The 17,407-nt window shown below is 68.9% G+C and carries 17 protein-coding genes, 1 tRNA gene and 1 riboswitch; of the genes, 9 read left to right on the top strand and 9 right to left on the bottom strand.

Annotated elements, in window-relative coordinates; all coding sequences use genetic code 11:
- Window positions 1-3: 3 nt before the first annotated feature.
- A complete protein-coding gene (locus tag BUB76_RS04490; protein WP_073127178.1) occupies window positions 4-996 on the bottom strand; it encodes an ArsJ-associated glyceraldehyde-3-phosphate dehydrogenase in 993 nt (330 codons plus the stop codon).
- A 29-nt stretch (window positions 997-1,025) separates the two neighbouring features.
- Window positions 1,026-1,955 (bottom strand): oxygen-dependent tRNA uridine(34) hydroxylase TrhO, encoded by a 930-nt coding sequence (gene trhO, locus BUB76_RS04485; RefSeq protein ID WP_073127176.1) that lies wholly within the window; start codon window positions 1,953-1,955, stop codon window positions 1,026-1,028.
- Between the two features lie 102 nt (window positions 1,956-2,057).
- Between trhO and pncA the strand changes: the two genes are divergently transcribed.
- Together pncA and BUB76_RS04475 are read left to right on the top strand one after the other, a co-directional pair.
- Entirely contained in the window at window positions 2,058-2,660 is a 603-nt protein-coding gene (pncA, locus tag BUB76_RS04480; protein WP_073127174.1) for a bifunctional nicotinamidase/pyrazinamidase, read from the top strand.
- The gene (locus BUB76_RS04475) at window positions 2,660-3,532 is read left to right on the top strand and encodes a DMT family transporter (protein WP_073127172.1); all 873 of its coding nucleotides are present in this window, start codon (window positions 2,660-2,662) and stop codon (window positions 3,530-3,532) included. Before pncA ends, BUB76_RS04475 begins: the two co-directional genes overlap by 1 nt.
- 4 nt (window positions 3,533-3,536) lie before the next feature.
- Here BUB76_RS04475 and BUB76_RS04470 read toward each other — a convergent pair whose 3' ends face one another.
- The 3 genes from BUB76_RS04470 to BUB76_RS04460 form a co-directional block, all read right to left on the bottom strand.
- Window positions 3,537-4,094: a VOC family protein gene (locus BUB76_RS04470; protein WP_073127169.1), complete on the bottom strand. Its 558-nt coding sequence runs from the start codon at window positions 4,092-4,094 to the stop codon at window positions 3,537-3,539.
- A 59-nt stretch (window positions 4,095-4,153) separates the two neighbouring features.
- A complete protein-coding gene (locus BUB76_RS04465; RefSeq protein WP_084140532.1) occupies window positions 4,154-4,951 on the bottom strand; it encodes a bestrophin-like domain in 798 nt (265 codons plus the stop codon).
- A gap of 106 nt (window positions 4,952-5,057) precedes the next feature.
- Window positions 5,058-5,133 (bottom strand) — tRNA-Lys (locus BUB76_RS04460).
- A gap of 93 nt (window positions 5,134-5,226) precedes the next feature.
- Here BUB76_RS04460 and dapF point away from each other — a divergent pair.
- The 6 genes from dapF (at window position 5,227) to BUB76_RS04430 (ending at window position 10,958) form a co-directional block, all read left to right on the top strand.
- Window positions 5,227-6,066, top strand: coding sequence for a diaminopimelate epimerase (dapF, locus tag BUB76_RS04455; protein WP_073127165.1), 840 nt, complete (start codon window positions 5,227-5,229; stop codon window positions 6,064-6,066).
- Window positions 6,063-7,316 carry a tRNA (N(6)-L-threonylcarbamoyladenosine(37)-C(2))-methylthiotransferase MtaB gene (gene mtaB / locus BUB76_RS04450; RefSeq protein ID WP_073127162.1) on the top strand — a complete coding sequence of 418 codons (1,254 nt, stop codon included), beginning with the start codon at window positions 6,063-6,065 and terminating at the stop codon, window positions 7,314-7,316. Before dapF ends, mtaB begins: the two co-directional genes overlap by 4 nt.
- A 115-nt stretch (window positions 7,317-7,431) precedes the next feature.
- Window positions 7,432-8,028, top strand: coding sequence for a glutathione S-transferase (locus BUB76_RS04445; RefSeq protein WP_073127160.1), 597 nt, complete (start codon window positions 7,432-7,434; stop codon window positions 8,026-8,028).
- A gap of 179 nt (window positions 8,029-8,207) precedes the next feature.
- Window positions 8,208-8,783, top strand: a complete 576-nt coding sequence (petA, locus tag BUB76_RS04440; RefSeq protein ID WP_073127545.1) for a ubiquinol-cytochrome c reductase iron-sulfur subunit — start codon at window positions 8,208-8,210, stop codon at window positions 8,781-8,783.
- A 12-nt stretch (window positions 8,784-8,795) separates the two neighbouring features.
- Window positions 8,796-10,139: a cytochrome b gene (locus tag BUB76_RS04435; protein ID WP_073127158.1), complete on the top strand. Its 1,344-nt coding sequence runs from the start codon at window positions 8,796-8,798 to the stop codon at window positions 10,137-10,139.
- 12 nt (window positions 10,140-10,151) lie between these two features.
- The gene (locus BUB76_RS04430) at window positions 10,152-10,958 is read left to right on the top strand and encodes a cytochrome c1 (protein WP_073127156.1); all 807 of its coding nucleotides are present in this window, start codon (window positions 10,152-10,154) and stop codon (window positions 10,956-10,958) included.
- 71 nt (window positions 10,959-11,029) lie between these two features.
- On the opposite strand, the gene BUB76_RS04425 is transcribed toward BUB76_RS04430, so the two are convergent.
- From BUB76_RS04425 to thiB, 3 genes are read right to left on the bottom strand one after another with little or no spacing between them, the layout of a single operon-like run.
- A complete protein-coding gene (locus BUB76_RS04425) occupies window positions 11,030-11,725 on the bottom strand; it encodes a thiamine ABC transporter ATP-binding protein (RefSeq protein ID WP_073127543.1) in 696 nt (231 codons plus the stop codon).
- The gene (locus BUB76_RS04420; RefSeq protein ID WP_175550263.1) at window positions 11,712-13,256 is read right to left on the bottom strand and encodes a thiamine/thiamine pyrophosphate ABC transporter permease ThiP; all 1,545 of its coding nucleotides are present in this window, start codon (window positions 13,254-13,256) and stop codon (window positions 11,712-11,714) included. The genes BUB76_RS04425 and BUB76_RS04420 overlap by 14 nt, the downstream gene beginning before the upstream one ends.
- On the bottom strand, window positions 13,253-14,236 hold the full coding sequence (thiB, locus tag BUB76_RS04415; RefSeq protein ID WP_073127152.1) for a thiamine ABC transporter substrate binding subunit: 984 nt from the start codon (window positions 14,234-14,236) through the stop codon (window positions 13,253-13,255). Before thiB ends, BUB76_RS04420 begins: the two co-directional genes overlap by 4 nt.
- A gap of 32 nt (window positions 14,237-14,268) precedes the next feature.
- Window positions 14,269-14,370, bottom strand: a riboswitch (TPP riboswitch).
- A 95-nt stretch (window positions 14,371-14,465) separates the two neighbouring features.
- On the opposite strand from thiB, the gene aroC reads away from it, so the two are divergent.
- Complete coding sequence (gene aroC / locus BUB76_RS04410; RefSeq protein ID WP_073127149.1) at window positions 14,466-15,569, top strand: chorismate synthase; 1,104 nt, start codon at window positions 14,466-14,468, stop codon at window positions 15,567-15,569.
- 344 nt (window positions 15,570-15,913) lie between these two features.
- Here the strand turns inward: aroC and BUB76_RS04405 are convergent, their stop codons facing one another.
- On the bottom strand, window positions 15,914-17,227 hold the full coding sequence (locus tag BUB76_RS04405) for a lytic murein transglycosylase (protein WP_073127147.1): 1,314 nt from the start codon (window positions 17,225-17,227) through the stop codon (window positions 15,914-15,916).
- Between the last annotated feature and the right edge of the window lie 180 nt (window positions 17,228-17,407).

Genomic DNA, 17,407 nt, shown 5'->3' with positions numbered 1-17,407 from the left:
CGGTCAGGTCATCATCCGGGCGATATCGGCCATGCGGCAGGTATAGCCCCATTCGTTGTCGTACCAGGCATAGACCTTCAGCTGCGTGCCGTTCACGACCATGGTCGACGGCGCGTCCACGATGGACGACCGGTCGTCGTTCAGGAAATCGGCCGAGACCAGCGGCCGGTCCTCGACCCCGAGGATCCCGGCCAGGTCGCCTGCCGCGGCGTCCCGGAACAGCGTGTTCACCTCGTCCGCCGTCACCGTGCGCTCCATCTCGAACACGCAATCGGTCAGCGACCCGTTGACCAGCGGCACGCGGACGGCGTGGCCGTTCAGGCGGCCCTTGAGCTCGGGGTAGATCACCGTGATCGCGGTGGCCGAGCCGGTGGTCGTGGGAATCATCGCGTTGACGGCCGAGCGCGCGCGCCGCGTGTCCTTCGCCGGGCGGTCGAGGATGGTCTGCGTGTTGGTCACGTCGTGGATCGTGGTGATCGCGCCGTGGCGGATGCCGATGCGCTCGTGCAGGACCTTCACCACCGGGGCGAGGCAGTTGGTCGTGCAGCTGGCCGCCGTGACCAGGCGCTGGCTGCCGTCATAAAGGTCGTGGTTCACGCCGTAGACGAGGTTCAGCGCGCCCTCTTCCTTGATCGGCGCGCTGACCAGCACCCGCGCGACCCCCGCGTCGAAATAGGGCTGCGTTTTGGCCACGGTCTTGAAGGTGCCGGTGCAGTCGATGACCAGGTCGATGCCGGTGAGGTCCAGATCCTCGATCCGCGCGGCGTGGCTGAGCGGGATGCGGTGATCGTCGATGACGAGCGAGTTGCCGTCGGCCGAGACGGGGCGGCTCCAGCGGCCGTGGACCGTGTCGAACTCCAGCAGCAGGGCGTGCTGCCCGGGATCGCCCTTCGCATCGTTCAGCAGCGCGATCCGGTCGCCAAGCCCCATGTCGAACAGGCGCCGCACCAGCAGCTTGCCGATCCGGCCGATACCGTTGATCGCGATCTTCGTCATACCGGGCCCCCGTTTCGGTCGCGCGCCGTTTAGCCGTCCTTTGTAACGGTTTTGCGAAGCGCGTCGGGACCCAGATGCGCCGCGCCCCGCGCCTCGGCCAGCGTCACCTGTTTCTGACGTTCGCGAAAGCGCTGGCGCTGTTCGTCTGTGAATTCGTCGGCGCAGTGGGGGCAACGGACGCCCTCTTCGTAATGGGGATGCGCCCGATCCTCGGGCGACAGCGGCCTGCGGCAGGCGTGGCAGAGTGTGGCGCTGCCGGGGACAAGGCCGTGGCCCACGGTCACCCGCTGGTCGAAGACGAAGCATTCGCCGCGCCAGAGGCTTTGGTCGGCAGGCACTTCTTCGAGGTATTTCAGGATGCCGCCCTGCAGGTGCATCACCTCCTCGACCCCCTGTGCGCGCAGGAAGGCGGTGGATTTCTCGCAGCGGATGCCGCCGGTGCAGAACATGGCGATACGCTTGCCGCGCAGCCGTTCGGCATTCTCCGCCCACCAGGCCGGGAAATCGCCGAACGCCTCGGTGCCCGGATCGATTGCGCCCGCGAAGCTGCCCATGGCGACCTCGTAGGCGTTGCGCGTGTCGATGACGGCCACGTCCGGCGCCGAGATGACGTCGTTCCATGCCGATGGCGGGACGTACTGGCCCACCCGGTCGGGGTCGACCGGCGCGCCCAGCGTCACGATCTCGCGCTTCAGGCGGACTTTCAGCCGGCCGAAGGGCATGGTCTCGGCGTGGCTTTCCTTGACCTCCATACCGGCGCAGCCGGGCCAGGCGCGGATATGGGCGATCACCGCCTCGATGCCGTCGCGCGGGCCCGCGATCGTGCCGTTGACCCCTTCGCCCGCGACGAGGATCGAGCCGCGCACGCCGTGCGCCTCGGCCAGCGCGCGCAGCGCGGGGCGCAGGGCGTCGGGATCCTCGAGCGAGGCGAAACGGTAGAACGCGGCGACGACGGGCATGGCCCCGGCTGATAGCGCCGTGGCCGCGTCCGGGCAAGCGGGCGGCGGTTGACACCGGAGGGGGGCCGCGCCTAGCTGCCGCCAAGCTGAGAAGGACATCCCATGACCGACCGCGCGCACGCCCTGATCGTCATCGACATGCAGAACGATTTCTGCCCGGGCGGCGCGCTGGCCGTCGAGGGGGGCAACGATATCGTCGCGCCGATCAACGCGTTGATGGATGAGTTCGCCACCGTGATCCTGACGCAGGACTGGCATCCGGCGGGCCATTCGTCCTTCGCCTCGTCGCATCCCGGTGCCCAGCCGATGACCATGACCGAAATGCCCTATGGCCCCCAGGTCCTGTGGCCCGATCACTGCGTCCAGGGCTCGAAGGGGGCCGCGTTTCATCCCGACCTGCGCACCGATGGCGACCTGATCATCCGCAAGGGGTTCAACCCGGCCATCGACAGCTACTCGGCCTTTTTCGAGAACGACCACGAGACGCCCACCGGGCTCGAGGGCTACCTGCGCACGCGGGGGATCGAGCGGCTGACCATGGTGGGCCTCGCGCTGGATTTCTGCGTGAACTTCTCGGCGGTGGACGGCGCGAAGCTGGGCTTTGACGTTACCGTACGCACCGACCTGTCGCGGGGCATCGACCTGGACGGCTCGCTCAAGGCCGCCATGGACGGGATGCGCAACGCGGGCGTGACGCTGACCTGATGGATCTTCGCGCACTGATGCTGGGGCTGGCCTTCGCGGTCATGTGGTCCTCGGCCTTCACCTCGGCCAAGTTCATCGTCGCGGATGCGCCGCCGCTGACCGCGCTCGCCTTCCGCTTCGCGCTGTCCGGCGCGCTGGCCGTCATCGTCGCCCGCGCGATGGGCCAGAGCTGGAACCTGACCGCGCGGCAGTGGCGTCTGACCTTCCTGTTCGGTTTGTGCCAGAACGCGCTCTACCTCGGCCTGAATTTCGTCGCCATGCGCACCATCGACGCGAGCCTCGCGTCCATCATCGCCTCCACGATGCCGCTGATCGTGGCCTTCGTGGGCTGGAGCCTGCTGGGCGAGCAACTGGGCCGGCAGGCCATCGCCGGGCTGTTCGCGGGGCTTGCGGGGGCGGTTCTGATCATGGGCAGCCGCATCTCGGGCGGGGTCGACCCGTTCGGGCTGGGCCTGTGCATCGCCGGCGTGCTGGCCTTGGCCGCCGCGACGCTGTCGGTGCGCGGGGCGTCGTCGGGCGGCAACGTGGTGATGGTCGTGGGCCTGCAGATGCTGGTGGGCGCGGCGATCCTGGCCGTGGCGGGCGCCGCGCTCGAGCCGTGGGAGGTCGACTGGTCGCCGTCGCTGGTGATCGCGTTCCTCTACACCACGCTGGTGCCGGGGCTGGCCGCGACGCTGCTGTGGTTCGTGCTGGTGGGCCGCATCGGCGCCACGCGCGCGGCGACCTTCCACTTCCTGAACCCGTTCCTGGGCGTTGCCATCGCGGCCGCCATCCTGGGCGAACGGATCGGTCCGCTGGACGTGCTGGGCGTCGCGATCATCATGGCGGGCATCCTGGCGGTGCAGCTGTCGAAGGCCCGCGCGGTGGCCTGAGCGCTCAGTCGCTCAGGCTGCGCTGATTGCGCTTCGACAGACGCTCGATCGCGATGGCGAGATGCGGATCGCCGATGGATGTGTCCCCCATCTCGACCCGGATCAGGTGCGCCTCGAACAGCACGTCCGTATGGGTCGCGCCCACCGGCGGCACGAAACGGTAGGATGCCAGCTCGATCAGCGTGCCCAGCGGGTCGCGGAAGTAGATCGAGTTCATGAACCCGCGATCCTTCTCGCCCGAATGCTTGATGCCCCGCGCGTCCAGCCGCCCGGCCAGCTGCGAATACATCGACTGGCTGACGGCGAACGCGATGTGATGCACGTCGCCGGGGTTGTCCGGCGCGGGCTTGCCCGTAGGCTTGCGGTCCTCGTTGGTGAAGATGGTGATCAGCCGGCCGTCGCCCGGGTCGAAATACAGGTGCGATTCGCCCGGGTTGTCGAGGTTGGGCTGCTCGAACACGAAAGGCATGCCCAGCACGCCTTCCCAGAAATCGAGCGACGTCTGCCGGTCCGCGCCGTCCAGCGTGATGTGGTGGACGCCCTGTGTCTGAAGCTTGTGCATGCCGATCCTCCTTGCCCTTCGCCAAGCTAGTGCCAGCGCGCGCCGAAGGAAGGCCGCGCTCAGTCCGGCTCGGCGGCGACGGCCCGGACGCGGTCGGTCAGGAATCGCTCGAATCCCGTGGGCTCGGCGTTGCCGGGCGCGTGGTAGGGGTTGGCGTAGGCCACCACGAAGAACACGATCAGCCCGGTATAGGCCGCGAACCCCGCCATCAGGCCGAGGTGCAGCGCCGTGGGCGCCCAGGTGAACCACGCCGCCGAGATCAGGACCACGCCGGCGATGGCCGCGAAGAGGAAAAGCGAGGACGTGCCCGACAGCGCCGCGTTCTCGCGCGCGTCGCGCAGGGCCGACAATTCGCGGATGTCGTCCAGCATGAAGCCCATCAGCCGTTCCTGCACCAGCGTTCCGGTCGGCAGGTCGAGGATCCCGAGATAGGCGCTTTCCCATGCATCCCAGGCCGGCAGGGACAGGCGGGCGTCACTGGCCAGCAGGTCCCATTCCTGGTCGGCCACGATGACGGCATAGCGCGCCAGGTCGCGGCGGATCCGCCCGGTCGCGTCCGGGTCGAATCGCTCGAGGTCATGGAAGATGTCGCTTACCAACGACGCCTCGCGCGCCGCGGCGGTCTGGACGTCGCGGATGTTTCCCAGCTCTTGCGCGAAGACCAGGGCAAGGACCAGCCCGTGCAGCGCCGCGATACGGAAGGTGACAGACCCCGCCAGATCGCGCGTTTCGGACCCGCGGGACCACGGCCGGGCCCACCGCGCCACGGCGTAGGAGGCCAAGGCCAGCAGAACGGTGGCCGCGATGAACAGCGACGCCGACAGCGCGACCGGCAGGCTCAGGATGTGGTCGATCAAGGCAATCCCCATGCGCGCGCGGTGCAGGACCGCCCCGATCCGAAGATTAGGCAACGGGCCGCGCAGGTCACGACATTTCGCGACACCGGAAACGAAGGGGAAGGAATGGTGAGCCCGCAGGGGTTCGAACCCTGGACCTACTGATTAAAAGTCAGTTGCTCTACCAACTGAGCTACAGGCTCACGAGGCGGGTCACTAAAGACGGGGGCATGGGGCGTCAAGTCAAAAACCCCGAACGTCGCGCCCCGCTTTTCAGCGCCGCCAAAGGGGCATATATGGCGCGCGTGCCGCAGGACCAGACAGACGTGCCGTTCATGAAGATGCATGGGCTGGGCAACGATTTCATCGTCATCGACCGCCGCCACCGCGACGTGCCGGTGACGGCTGCTCTGGCGCGCGCGCTGGGGGACCGGCGGCGCGGGCTGGGGTTCGACCAGCTGGCCACCATCGACCCCTGCGACGGTGCCGATGCGCGGCTGACCTTCTGGAACAGCGACGGCAGCCTGTCGGGCGCGTGCGGCAACGCCACCCGCTGCATCGCGCGTCACCTGATGGACGAAGGCCGCGATGCCGTCACCCTGCGCACCGACCGGGGCGACTTGGCCGCGCGCGACGCGGGCGACGGCCTGACCTCGGTCAACATGGGCGCGCCGGTGCCGGACTGGCGCGAGGTGCCGCTGGCCCGCGACGTGGACCTGGACCACCTGCCGCTGGACGGCGATCCGGTGGCGACGGGCATGGGCAACCCGCATTGCACCTTCTTCGTCGACGACGTCGAGGCGGTGGACCTGTCCGAGATCGGGCCGCGCGTCGAGAATGATCCGCTTTTCCCCGAACGCACCAACGTGCAACTCGCGCAGCTTGTGGGTCCCGATCACCTGCGCCTCCGGGTGTGGGAACGTGGTGCGGGCGTGACCCTGGCCTCGGGGTCGTCCTCCTGCGCGGTCGCCGTGGCGGCGGCGCGGCGCGGGCTGACCGGGCGCCGCGTGCGCATCGACCTCGACGGCGGAACGCTCTGGGTCGACTGGCGCGAGGACGGCGTCTGGATGACCGGGCCCACCGCCCACGTGGCCGATGGCGTGATCCGCGCCGACTGGATCGCGGGTCAGTCATGAGCGCGCCCGTCTTCTCCAACCACGGCTGCCGGCTCAACATGTACGAGACCGAGGCGATGAAGGACCTGGCCGCGCAAGCCGGCCTGACCGACGCCGTGATCGTCAACACCTGCGCCGTCACGGCCGAGGCGGTGCGCAAGGCCCGCAAGGACATCCGCCGCCTGGCGCGCGAGAACCCGGGCAAGCCGGTCATCGTCACCGGCTGCGCCGCCCAGACCGAACCCGAGACCTTCGCCGCCATGCCCGAGGTCACGCGCGTCATCGGCAACTCGGAAAAGATGCAGCCCGAGACATGGGCCGGCATGGCGCCGGACCTGATCGGCGCGACCGAGCGGGTGCAGGTGGACGACATCATGTCCGTGCGCGAAACCGCGGGCCACCTGATCGACGGTTTCGGCACCCGGTCCCGCGCCTACGTCCAGGTGCAGAACGGCTGCGACCACCGCTGCACCTTCTGCATCATCCCGTTCGGGCGGGGCAATTCCCGCTCGGTCCCCGCCGGCGTCGTGGTCGAGCAGATCGCGCGGCTGGTGGACCAGGGCTATAACGAGGTGGTGCTGACCGGCGTCGACCTGACCAGCTGGGGCGCCGACCTGCCGGGCGAGCCGCGCCTGGGCGACCTGGTGCGGCGGATCCTGAAGCTGACGGCCGTGCCCCGCCTGCGCATCAGCTCGATCGACTCGATCGAGGCTGATCCGGCGTTGATGGACGCGATCGCCGACGAGGACCGGCTGATGCCGCATCTTCACCTGTCGTTGCAGCACGGCTCCGACCTGATCCTGAAGCGGATGAAGCGGCGTCACCTGCGCGGCGACGCCATCGCCTTCTGCACCGAGGCGCGGCGCCTGCGGCCCGACATGACCTTCGGGGCCGACATCATCGCCGGCTTTCCGACCGAGACCGAGACGCATTTCGCCGACAGCCTGCGGCTGGTGGAGGATTGCGACCTGACCTGGCTGCACGTCTTTCCCTACTCGGCCCGCAAGGGCACGCCCGCGGCCCGGATGCCCGCCGTGGACGGCGCCGCGATCAAGGACCGCGCCGCGCGGCTGCGCGCCGCCGGCGACAGCGCGGTGCAGCGGCACCTGGCCGCGCAATCGGGCCGCAGCCACGACGTGCTGATGGAAAGCCCGCGCATGGGCCGCACCGCGCAATTCGCCGAGGTGCATTTCGCCAGCGACCGCCCCGAGGGCCAGGTCGTGCGCACGACCATCACCGGGCACGACGGCGCGCACCTGACCGCGGCCTGACCCGCCGGGCGAAGGCACGCGAACGCCATTGCGGGCGCGACCTTCCATCCGCTACCACTTCGGCAGTTTTCCGTTTCGGCGCGGCGCGGTGCCGTGCCTTGCGAAAGGATCGTCGATGGAGCTTTTTCACGCCGCAGCCTCGCCCTATGTCCGCAAGGTCAAGGTCGTCCTGCACGAGACCGGCCAGGCCGAAGACGTGACGCTGGTCGAATCGGCGCAGACGCCGCTGTCGCCCAACCCCGCCAACCAGAACCCGCTGGGCAAGATCCCCTGCCTGACCCGTCCCGACGGTCCGGCCCTGTTCGACAGCCGCGTGATCTGCCGCTACCTGGCCGACCGCGCGGGCGCCGACCTGATCCCCGCCGCCCGGCAGTGGGAGATCCAGACGCTCGAGGCGCTGGCCGACGGCGTGATGGATGCCGGGATCCTCATGGTCTACGAGATCCGCGTCCGCCCCGAGGACAAGCAGTTCCCGGACTATGTCGAGGGCCAGTGGGCCAAGATCACCCGCGCGCTCGACGCGATCGAGGCGCAGTGGATGAGCCACCTGGCCGGTCCGCTGAACATGGCGCAGATCGCCGTGGCCTGCGCGCTGGGTTACCTGGACCTGCGCCACGGCGCGCGGGACTGGCGCAGCGCGCGCCCGGCGCTGGCGGACTGGTATGCGAAATTCGGCGAGCGGAGCTCGATGCAGGCGACGAAACCCGAGTAGCGGGTCGCCGTTTTTCGGCCCTTGACCGGACGAAATTGGCGAAACTGCGCCAGTTTGTCGGCTGGACCGATGCAAAAAACGGCTATAGACCCTCCGCGAAAGGTCGAAGGCGACCGACTTTGCGCGAATCGCCCGTGCAACGCTATGGTGCGGGCAAATCAAAGATGGAGAAGCACCCGGTGTCCCACGCAGACGACCACGGCGAAACACGCCGCGATTTCCTTTACTATGCGACCGCAGGCGCAGGTGCCGTCGTCACCGGCGCCGCTGTCTGGCCGCTGGTGAACCAGATGAACCCCTCGGCCGATGTGCAGGCGCTGGCCTCGATCCGCGTTGACGTGAGCGGGGTGCAACCCGGCACGCAGCTGACGGTGCAGTGGCTGGGCAAGCCCGTGTTCATCCGCCGCCGCACGCAGGAGGAAATCGACGAGGCGAACGCCGTGGACGTGTCGACCCTGCCCGACCCGCAGGCGCGTAACGCGAACATCGAAGAAGGCGCGCCGGCCACCGACGCCAACCGCGCGCTGGCCGTCCCGGGCGAGGAAGGCAGCGAGGAATGGCTGGTCCAGATGGGCGTCTGCACCCACCTGGGCTGCGTGCCGCTGGGCAATGCCGGCGACTTCAACGGCTGGTTCTGCCCCTGCCACGGTTCGCACTACGACACCGCCGGGCGGATCCGCCGCGGCCCCGCGCCCACGAACCTTCCGGTGCCCGTCGCCGCGTTCGCCGACGCCTCCACCATCGTACTGGGATAAGGAGTACACCCTATGGCTGGAATTCCGCACGATCATTACGAGCCCAAGTCCGGTGGCGAGCGCTGGCTGCACAAGCGCCTGCCGGTGCTGGGCCTCGCCTATGACACGATCATGATCCCCACGCCCAAGAACCTGAACTGGATGTGGATCTGGGGCATCGTCCTGACCTTTACCTTGGTGCTGCAGATCGTCACCGGCATCGTGCTGGTGATGCACTACATCCCGTCGGTCGATCAGGCCTTCGCCTCGGTCGAGCACATCATGCGGGACGTGAACGGCGGCTTCATGCTGCGCTACATGCACGCCAACGGCGCATCGCTGTTCTTCGTGGCCGTGTACCTGCACATCTTCCGCTCGCTCTACTACGGCTCCTACAAGGAACCGCGCGAGGTGACCTGGATCATCGGCATCCTGATGTACCTGCTGATGATGGGCACCGCCTTCATGGGCTACGTGCTGCCGTGGGGCCAGATGTCGTTCTGGGGCGCCACCGTGATCACCGGCCTGTTCGGCGCGATCCCCTTCGTGGGCGAGTCGCTGCAGACCTGGCTGCTGGGCGGACCGGCGGTGGGTGAATACACCCTGACGCGCTTCTTCTCGCTGCATTACCTGATGCCGATGATCCTGGTCGGCCTGACGGCGGTGCACATCTGGGCCTTCCACACCACCGGCAACAACAACCCCACCGGGGTCGAGGTGCGGCGCACCAGCAAGGAGGACGCGCAGAAGGACACCCTGCCCTTCTGGCCCTACTTCGTGATCAAGGACCTGTTCGCGCTGGCCCTGATCCTGGCGATCTTCTTCGCCATCGTGGGCTTCATGCCGAACTACCTGGGACACCCCGACAACTACATCGAGGCGAACGCCCTGGCGACGCCGGCGCACATCGTGCCGGAATGGTACTTCCTGCCGTTCTACGCGATCCTGCGCGCCTTCACCGCCGAGGTCTGGGTCGTCCAGATCGCCAGCTTCGTGACCGGCGGCATCGTCGACGCCAAGTTCTTCGGCGTGCTGGCCATGTTCGGCGCGATCCTGGTCATGGCGCTGGCGCCGTGGCTGGACACGTCGAGCGTGCGGTCGGGCCGCTACCGCCCCATGTTCAAGTGGTGGTTCGCCCTGCTGGTCGTCGACTTCTTCGTGCTGATGTGGGTGGGCGCCATGCCCGCGGAAGAACCCTATGCCACGATCTCGCTGATCGCGTCGGCCTACTGGTTCGCGTATTTCCTGGTCATCCTGCCGCTGCTGGGCCTGATCGAGAAGCCGCTGCCGCAGCCGCAGACGATCGAGGAAGACTATGCCAGCCACTACGCACCGGCCACGGGCGGCACGAAAACCATCGTGAACCCGGCCGAGTGAGAAGGAAGAATGATGCTTAAGAAACTCACCACCGGCGTGGCGCTGGCCCTGGCGCTCGCCACCGGTCCGGTCCTGGCCGCGGGCAGCGAAGACTCGCACGTAACCGACTACGACTTCTCGTTCGAGGGGCCGTTCGGCAGCTACGACCAGATGCAGCTGCAGCGCGGCCTGCAGGTCTATACCGAGATCTGCTCGGCCTGCCACGGCATGAAGTTCGTGCCGATCCGCTCGCTGAGTGACGAGGGCGGGCCGGGCCTGCCCGAGGATCAGGTGCGCGCCTACGCGGAATTCTACGAGATCTACGACGAGGACATCGACGATTACCGCCCGCGCAGGCCCGTCGACCACTTCCCCGAATCGTCGCTTGAAAACGCGCCCGACCTGTCGCTGATGGCCAAGGCCCGCGCCGGTTTCCACGGCCCCTATGGCCTGGGCATCAACCAGTTCTTCAAGGGTATGGGCGGCCCGGAATACATCGCGTCGCTGCTGACCGGCTATACCGGCGAAGACAAGGAAGAGGCCGGCGCGATCCTCTACGAGAACACCGCCTATCCCGGCGGCTGGATCGCCATGGCGCCCCCGCTCTACGGTGAAGACGTGGTCTATGCCGACGGCACCGAGGCCAGCATGCAGCAAGAGGCGCAGGACGTCGCGGCCTTCCTGATGTGGGCGGCCGAGCCCAAGCTGGGCGCGCGCAAGCAGGCGGGCTTCACCGGCGTGCTGATGCTGGCCGTGCTGGCAGCCCTGCTTTACCTGACCAACAAGCGGATCTGGGCGCCCTATAAGCGGAAGGCCAAGAAAGCTGCCCCGGCCGAGTGATCCGGCCACACCGCGAAACACCGAAAGCCGCCCCTTGGGGCGGCTTTTTTCTTGCGCGGTCCGGACGCACCCTAGCGCGCCAGGTAGTCCCGCAGTGCGGGTGGCGGATCGTCCATCAGTTCGGTCGTGGGCCGGGGCGGATGCGCCACGCCATCGGCCACGACAAGGGACAGCCCGCCCAGCCGCAGCGCGTCGGCGGGATCGTGGCTGATCATCAGAACCGTCAGGCCGCGCTCTTCAGCCACGCGAAGGACCAGGTCGATCATCTCGGCCTTCATGGCCGGGCCCAGCGCCGAGAACGGCTCGTCCAGCAGCAGGATCGGCTTGTCCTGCAACATGGCGCGGGCAAGGGTCACGCGGCTCTGTTGCCCGCCCGACAGCGCACCGGGCTTGCGGTCGGCGAACCCGTCTAGCCCCACGTCGCGCAGCGCGGCCAGCGCGCGGTCGCGGGTCGTCGCGGACAGCCGCCCGGTCGGATCCAGCCCCAGCGCCACGTTGCGCAGCGCGGTCAGGTGCGGAAACAGGTTGTTGTCCTGGAAGATCGTGGCCACCGGCCGCGCGGCGGGCTCGGCCCCGGTGATATCCTTTCCGTCCCACAGGATGCGGCCCGATCGCGGGGACAGGAAACCGCCGATGGCCGCCAGCAGCGTGGACTTCCCCGCACCCGACGGACCGAGGATCGCCACGCGGGCGCCTTGCGGAATAGCAAGATCCGCATCGAGCGCGAAATCCTCGCGGGTGAGGCGCAGCCGTTCAAGCGTCAGCATCGGCGCGCCCCCCGCGGTCGAAAATCCAGAAAGCGGCGAGGCTGAGCGCCAACAGCAGAAGCGCCGCCGCCGCCGCGTCCTGCATCCGGTAAGCCCCCATGAGGCGATACATCTGCAAGGGTAACGTCGCCGCCTCGGCGTCGGCGAAAAGCGCGACGACCCCGAGGTCGCCCATGGACAGCGCCGCCGCCAGTCCCGTGGCGAAGCCCAGCGGCCGGGTGATACGCGGAAGCAGGACCAGGCGGAGCCAAGCGAAACCGCTCAGCCCCAGCGACGCGGCGAGACGTCCGTAATCCGATTCCACCCGCGCCACCGCCGGGACCAGCAGCCGCAGCGCGAAGGGCAGCGCCATGACCGCGTTCACCAGCGCCGTGACCGGCAGGGCAAGCCGGTCGGGCGCGATGAACGGGTAGCTCACGATGAACAGGCCGGTGCCGATCACCAGGGGCGAGGCCGCGATCCCCAGCATGCCCGCCACCTCGAGCCCCCGGGCGGCCCTCGGGCGCAGCCGTCCCACCGCGACGGCCAGCGGCAGCGCCAGCGCGATCGTCAGCACGGCCGACCCCAGCGCCACGACCACCGACCGCCACGCAGCGGCCCAGACCTCGGGCGGCATGTTCGCCAGGTGCGGCAGTCCCCGCGCCGCCAGCGCCACCATCGGGAGCACGAGGAACAGGGTCGCGAGGGTGATGGCCAGCGTATCGACCACCGGTCCCGGCAGGCCCCAGCGCTGCACCGGGCGGTCGAGCCCCGCGCCCATGGCCTCGGGCGCCGCGACCCGCAACGCCACCAGCGCCGCGGCCAGCGTCACGCCCAGTTGCAGCAACGCCAGCAGCGCCGCGCGGCCCAGGTCGAAATCGAAGCGAAACGCCTGGTAGATCGCCAGCTCGATCGTCGTGGCGCGCGGGCCGCCGCCCAGGGTCAGCGCCACGGCGAAGGAGGTCGTGCAGATGAGGAACACCACCAATGCCGCGCCCGGCACCACCCGCGCCAGCATCGGCAGCTCGATCAGACGGAACTGCGCCGCCGGCCCCATGCCCAGCGCGGCGGCGAGGCGAAACCGCTCGGCCGGGATGTCGACCCAGCCCTGCAGGATCATCCGCGTGGCCAGCGGCAGGTTGAAAAAGACATGCGCCAGCAACACGCCCCAGGCACCGTAGATCGACACCGCCGGCAGGCCCAGCGCGGCAAGCCCGTCGTTCAGCAGGCCCGCGCGCCCGAAAACCATGATCAGGCCCAGCACGGCGACGATGACGGGCAGGATGAAGGGCGCCCCCAGCAGCGTGATGAGCAGCCCCCGTCCACGGAACCGGCGTCGCGCCAGCGCGCGGGCCACGGGAATGGCCAGCGCGACGCTGAACACGGCCGACAGCGCCGCCTGCCACAGGGTGAACCGCAGTGCGGCCCAATCGGCAGCCCCCAGCCCCGCGCCCCGCTCGGCACGCAGGGCGACCGCCACGACACTGCCGAGGATCAGCAGGACGACGAGCGCGCCCGCCGCGATCCCCGCCAGCGTCAGCGGCTGCTTCATTGGCTGAGCGCGGACCGCCACGTCTCAAGCGCCGCATCGCGCACGGCAGGAACCTCGGCCTCGGGGATCAGCAGGGCCTCGTCGGGCTGGATCAGGGTCTCGAACCCCTCGGGCAGACCGCCCTCGGGCGTCTTGGCGGGATACATCCAGTTGGTCGTGGGCAGCACCGACTGCGCCGCGTCCGTCGCTAAGAACGCCAGGAAATCCTGCGCCAGGTCCGGCTGGTCGGACGCCGCCAGCGCGCCCGCGACTTCGATCTGCAGGTAGTGCCCTTCCTCGAACCGGGCGGCTTCCTTGCTGTCGTCGTCCTCGGCGATCAGGTGGTAGGCGGGCGAGGTGGTATAGCTCAGCACCATGTCGGCCTCGCCCTCCAGGAACAGGCCATAGGCTTCGGACCAGCCCTTGGTCACGGTGACGATGTTGTCGGCCAGACCGTCCCAGATCACGCCGGCCTCGTCGCCATAGGCGGCTTCGACCCACAAAAGCAGGCCCAGCCCGGGCGTCGAGGACCGGGGGTCCTGGATCAGGATCGACGTGTCGCTCTCGGCCAGCGCGCGAAAGCTGCCCGGCGCGTCGAAGCCCGCGTCGTGCACGAAGGCGAAATAGCCCCAGTCGTAGGGCACGAAGGTGGGGTCGTCCCACGCGATGGGCAGGTCCCAAGCGACGTCGCTCACGCCGCTGTCGGTGAACAGCCCGGTCTCCTTCGCCGCCGCCGTCAGGTTGGTGTCGAGGCCCAGCACCACGTCGGCCTCGGACCGTTCGCCTTCCAGGCGGATCCGGGCGAGCAGCTCGGCCCCGTCGCCCGCGGCGGTGAACTGCAGGTCGCAGCCGCACTCGGCCTCGAATGCGTCCTCGATCTGCGGGCCGGGCCCCCATTCGGCAACGAAGCTGTCGTAGGTATAGACTGTCAGCACGGGGCGGTCCTGCGCCATCGCGGGCGCGGCCATCAGGCCCAATGCAAGCAAAGCGTGGGGTTTCATATCGTATCCTCCAAGCCGAACGGGGGGGGGGCGCAGCGGATACCGACCTTCCCTCCGCCGGTATCAACCGGTTCAGGTTCAACGGGTCCGCATCACGCGTCTCAGCCCCGCCAGGGGCACCCCGAGGTGGGACAAGAGCTAAGGCCCCACCGGCCCGGCATCAAGGCGAAACCGCTTGAGACACGTCCGGGCCACCGCTAACACCCTTGGCGTCAACGGAGCGCACCGCATGAGCCTGAACACCTACGGACACCTTTTCCGCGTCACCACCTGGGGCGAAAGCCACGGGCCCGCGCTGGGCGCCACGGTGGACGGCTGCCCGCCGGGCGTGCCCATCGACGAAGCGGCGCTGCAGGTGTGGATGGACAAGCGCAAGCCCGGCACGTCGCGCTATACCACCCAGCGGCGCGAGGCCGACGCCGTGCGTATCCTGTCGGGCACCTACGAGGGGCAGACGACGGGCACGCCCATCCAGCTGATGATCGAGAACACCGACCAGCGGTCGAAGGATTACGGCGACATCGCCGAGAAATTCCGCCCCGGTCACGCGGACATCACCTACTGGCAGAAATACGGCATCCGCGACCCGCGCGGCGGGGGCCGCTCCAGCGCGCGCGAAACGGCGGCCCGGGTGGCGGCAGGCGGCGTGGCACGCGCGGCGCTGGCGGCTCTGGCGCCCGGCATGAAGATCACCGGCTACATGGTGCAGATGGGCGCCAAGCATATCGACCGCGACCGCTTCGACTGGGACCAGATCGACAAAAACCCGTTCTGGGTGCCCGACGCCGTGGCGGCCGAGGACTGGGGCACCTACCTCGACGGTTTGCGCAAGGACGGCCAGAGCGTCGGCGCCATGATCGAGCTGTGCGTTTCGGGCGCACCCGCCGGGCTGGGTGCGCCGGTCTACGGCAAGCTCGACACCAACCTGGCCGCCGCGATGATGAGCATCAACGCCGTCAAGGGCGTCGAAATCGGCGAGGGGATGGCGGCCGCCGGCCTGACCGGCACCGACAATGCCGACGAGATCTTCATGGGCGACGACGGGCATTATTTCGGCTCGAACCACGCCGGCGGGATCCTCGGCGGTATCTCGACCGGGCAGGACATCGTCCTGCGGTTCGCGGTGAAGCCCACGTCGTCGATCCTGCAGACCCGGCGCACGATCACCAAGTCGGGCGAGGCGGCCGAGATCGTGACCAAGGGCCGTCACGACCCCTGCGTCGGCATCCGCGCCGTCCCGGTGGCCGAGGCGATGGCGGCGGCGGTCATGCTCGATCACCTGCTGATTCATCGCGGTCAGGTCGGAGAAGGCCCGCGCGGCACAATCGGCTGAGACGACCGGGCGGCGCTTGAGCGAATTGAGCGGTAGCCGTTTTTCCGGATTGCAGGTCAGCCGGAGGCGGCGACGCGCCCTTGGGCAGATCGACGTCGTTTGCCACCCTGCTCGCGTCCACCGCGCGCGCGTCCGGGATCGAACCACCGCGAGATCGACGAGTTGCACAACGGCGACGTGGTCTACATCTTTGAAGGCGTCGGGCGGTGGGTCGGCGTCACCCTGCGCAGGTCGCCGATGGCTGGCCCGACTACCTTGGCAGCAACGGCCCCGCGCGACGAGTGCGCGACAGTCAGAAAGGTTGGGTGCATTCCAACTGGCTGCGCGGTCTGGCCTGCTGAGGTTCAGCCGGCGTCGTCCCGCAAGTCGTCCAGCAGCATGAGAGACGCGTAGCCGTCGGGCACCGCCCCGGTCTGCCGCTGGTAGCCGCGGATGGCCCGAATCGTCAGCGGCCCGACACGGCCATCCGCGCCCTGGGTGTCGAAGCCCGCCCGCGTCAGCAGGCGCTGCAATTCCACCCGCTCGTCGAAGGTCAGCGTGCGGTCCTCGCGCGGCCACTCGGTCGAAAGCGGCCCCTGCCCCGCCAGGCGGTCGGCCAGGTGCCCCACCCCGATCACGTAGGCATCGGCGGTGTTGTAGCGCTCGATCACCTCGAAATTCTTGAAGATCATGAAGGCCGCGCCCTGCGCGCCCGCGGGCAGCAGGATCGACGCGGCGCCGAAATCGTCGACGGCCTCGCCATCCGGGCGGGTGACGCCCAGCGCCGCCCAGTCCGACGGCTGCCGCTTCACGTCGCGCGACGCCAGACTGTAGTCAAAGCCGTCGGGCAGCGTCACCTCGACCCCCCAGGGCTGCCCCGTGACCCAGCCGAAAGACGAAAGGTAAGACGCGGTCGAGGCCAGGGCGTCCGCCGGGTTGTCGTCCCAGATGTCGCGCCGGCCGTCGCCGGTGAAGTCCACCGCATAGGCCAGGTAGGAGGTCGGGATGAACTGGGTGTGCCCCATGGCCCCGGCCCAAGACCCCTGCATGTCGCGCGGGGCCACGTCGCCCGATTGCAGGATCTTCAGCGCGGCGATGAGCTGCGCCTCGAAAAAGCTGCCGCGCCGACCGTCATGGGCCAGCGTGGCCAGGGCCGCGATGGTGTCGATATCGCCCCGGTGGCTGCCATAGGCGGACTCCATGCCCCACACGGCGGTGACGATTTCCTTCTCGACGCCGTAACGCAGCTCGATCGCGTCCAGAAGGCGCGCGCGCTCCTCCAGCGCGGCGCGGCCGTTCTCGACGCGGCTGTCGGAGACGGCCCGGTCCAGGTAGCGCCAGATCGGCATGGTGAACTCGGCCTGGTTGCGGTCCCGTTCGATCACGTCGTCGAGGTATCCCACGTCCTCGAACGCCGCGTCGAAGGTCGCCCCGCTGACGCCCTGCACCAGCGCGCGCCCCCGGAACGCCGCGACCCAGTCGTCGAAGGCCGCGTCGCGCGCCCGGATCTCGGCCGCGCGGGCATCGTTCAGCCCGTCCGGCCGGGCCTTCGGGCGCTGCGCCACCTCGTCCGCCGTCGGCGGCGACGCCGAGACGCGCGGCGGCGGCGCGCTGTCCTGCGCGGCGGCCGCGCCGGACAGCAGGCCGGTGAGAATCGCGATACGAAGAACAGGTGCCATGATCGATCATCCGCTCTGGAAACCGGGGCCGTGCCGCCGGCGTTTGCCCTTGGCTAGACTAGCATGGTCGGGATGAGAACGCCGGAATCCGATTGCGGGGATGACAATTTCGCGCCCCGGCGTGATCCTGCCGCATGAGCCGCACCACTTGCCCATCGAGCAGACCATCCCGGTAAGGAG

Source organism: Palleronia salina (genome assembly GCF_900141995.1).
Lineage (GTDB): Bacteria > Pseudomonadota > Alphaproteobacteria > Rhodobacterales > Rhodobacteraceae > Palleronia > Palleronia salina.
The sequence above is the reverse complement of the archived record's forward strand: the minus strand, read 5'-3'. Positions and strand labels throughout refer to the sequence as shown.

Bases quoted from the DNA above. Each gene is read 5' to 3' on its own strand.
- BUB76_RS04490 (WP_073127178.1), bottom strand. From the start codon at position 996: ATGACGAAGATCGCGATCAACGGTATCGGCCGGATCGGCAAGCTGCTG.
- trhO (WP_073127176.1), bottom strand. From the start codon at position 1,955: ATGCCCGTCGTCGCCGCGTTCTACCGTTTCGCCTCGCTCGAGGATCCC.
- pncA (WP_073127174.1), top strand. From the start codon at position 2,058: ATGACCGACCGCGCGCACGCCCTGATCGTCATCGACATGCAGAACGAT.
- BUB76_RS04475 (WP_073127172.1), top strand. From the start codon at position 2,660: ATGGATCTTCGCGCACTGATGCTGGGGCTGGCCTTCGCGGTCATGTGG.
- BUB76_RS04470 (WP_073127169.1), bottom strand. From the start codon at position 4,094: ATGCACAAGCTTCAGACACAGGGCGTCCACCACATCACGCTGGACGGC.
- dapF (WP_073127165.1), top strand. From the start codon at position 5,227: ATGGCGCGCGTGCCGCAGGACCAGACAGACGTGCCGTTCATGAAGATG.
- mtaB (WP_073127162.1), top strand. From the start codon at position 6,063: ATGAGCGCGCCCGTCTTCTCCAACCACGGCTGCCGGCTCAACATGTAC.
- BUB76_RS04445 (WP_073127160.1), top strand. From the start codon at position 7,432: ATGGAGCTTTTTCACGCCGCAGCCTCGCCCTATGTCCGCAAGGTCAAG.
- BUB76_RS04435 (WP_073127158.1), top strand. From the start codon at position 8,796: ATGGCTGGAATTCCGCACGATCATTACGAGCCCAAGTCCGGTGGCGAG.
- BUB76_RS04430 (WP_073127156.1), top strand. From the start codon at position 10,152: ATGCTTAAGAAACTCACCACCGGCGTGGCGCTGGCCCTGGCGCTCGCC.
- BUB76_RS04425 (WP_073127543.1), bottom strand. From the start codon at position 11,725: ATGCTGACGCTTGAACGGCTGCGCCTCACCCGCGAGGATTTCGCGCTC.
- BUB76_RS04420 (WP_175550263.1), bottom strand. From the start codon at position 13,256: ATGAAGCAGCCGCTGACGCTGGCGGGGATCGCGGCGGGCGCGCTCGTC.
- thiB (WP_073127152.1), bottom strand. From the start codon at position 14,236: ATGAAACCCCACGCTTTGCTTGCATTGGGCCTGATGGCCGCGCCCGCG.
- aroC (WP_073127149.1), top strand. From the start codon at position 14,466: ATGAGCCTGAACACCTACGGACACCTTTTCCGCGTCACCACCTGGGGC.
- BUB76_RS04405 (WP_073127147.1), bottom strand. From the start codon at position 17,227: ATGGCACCTGTTCTTCGTATCGCGATTCTCACCGGCCTGCTGTCCGGC.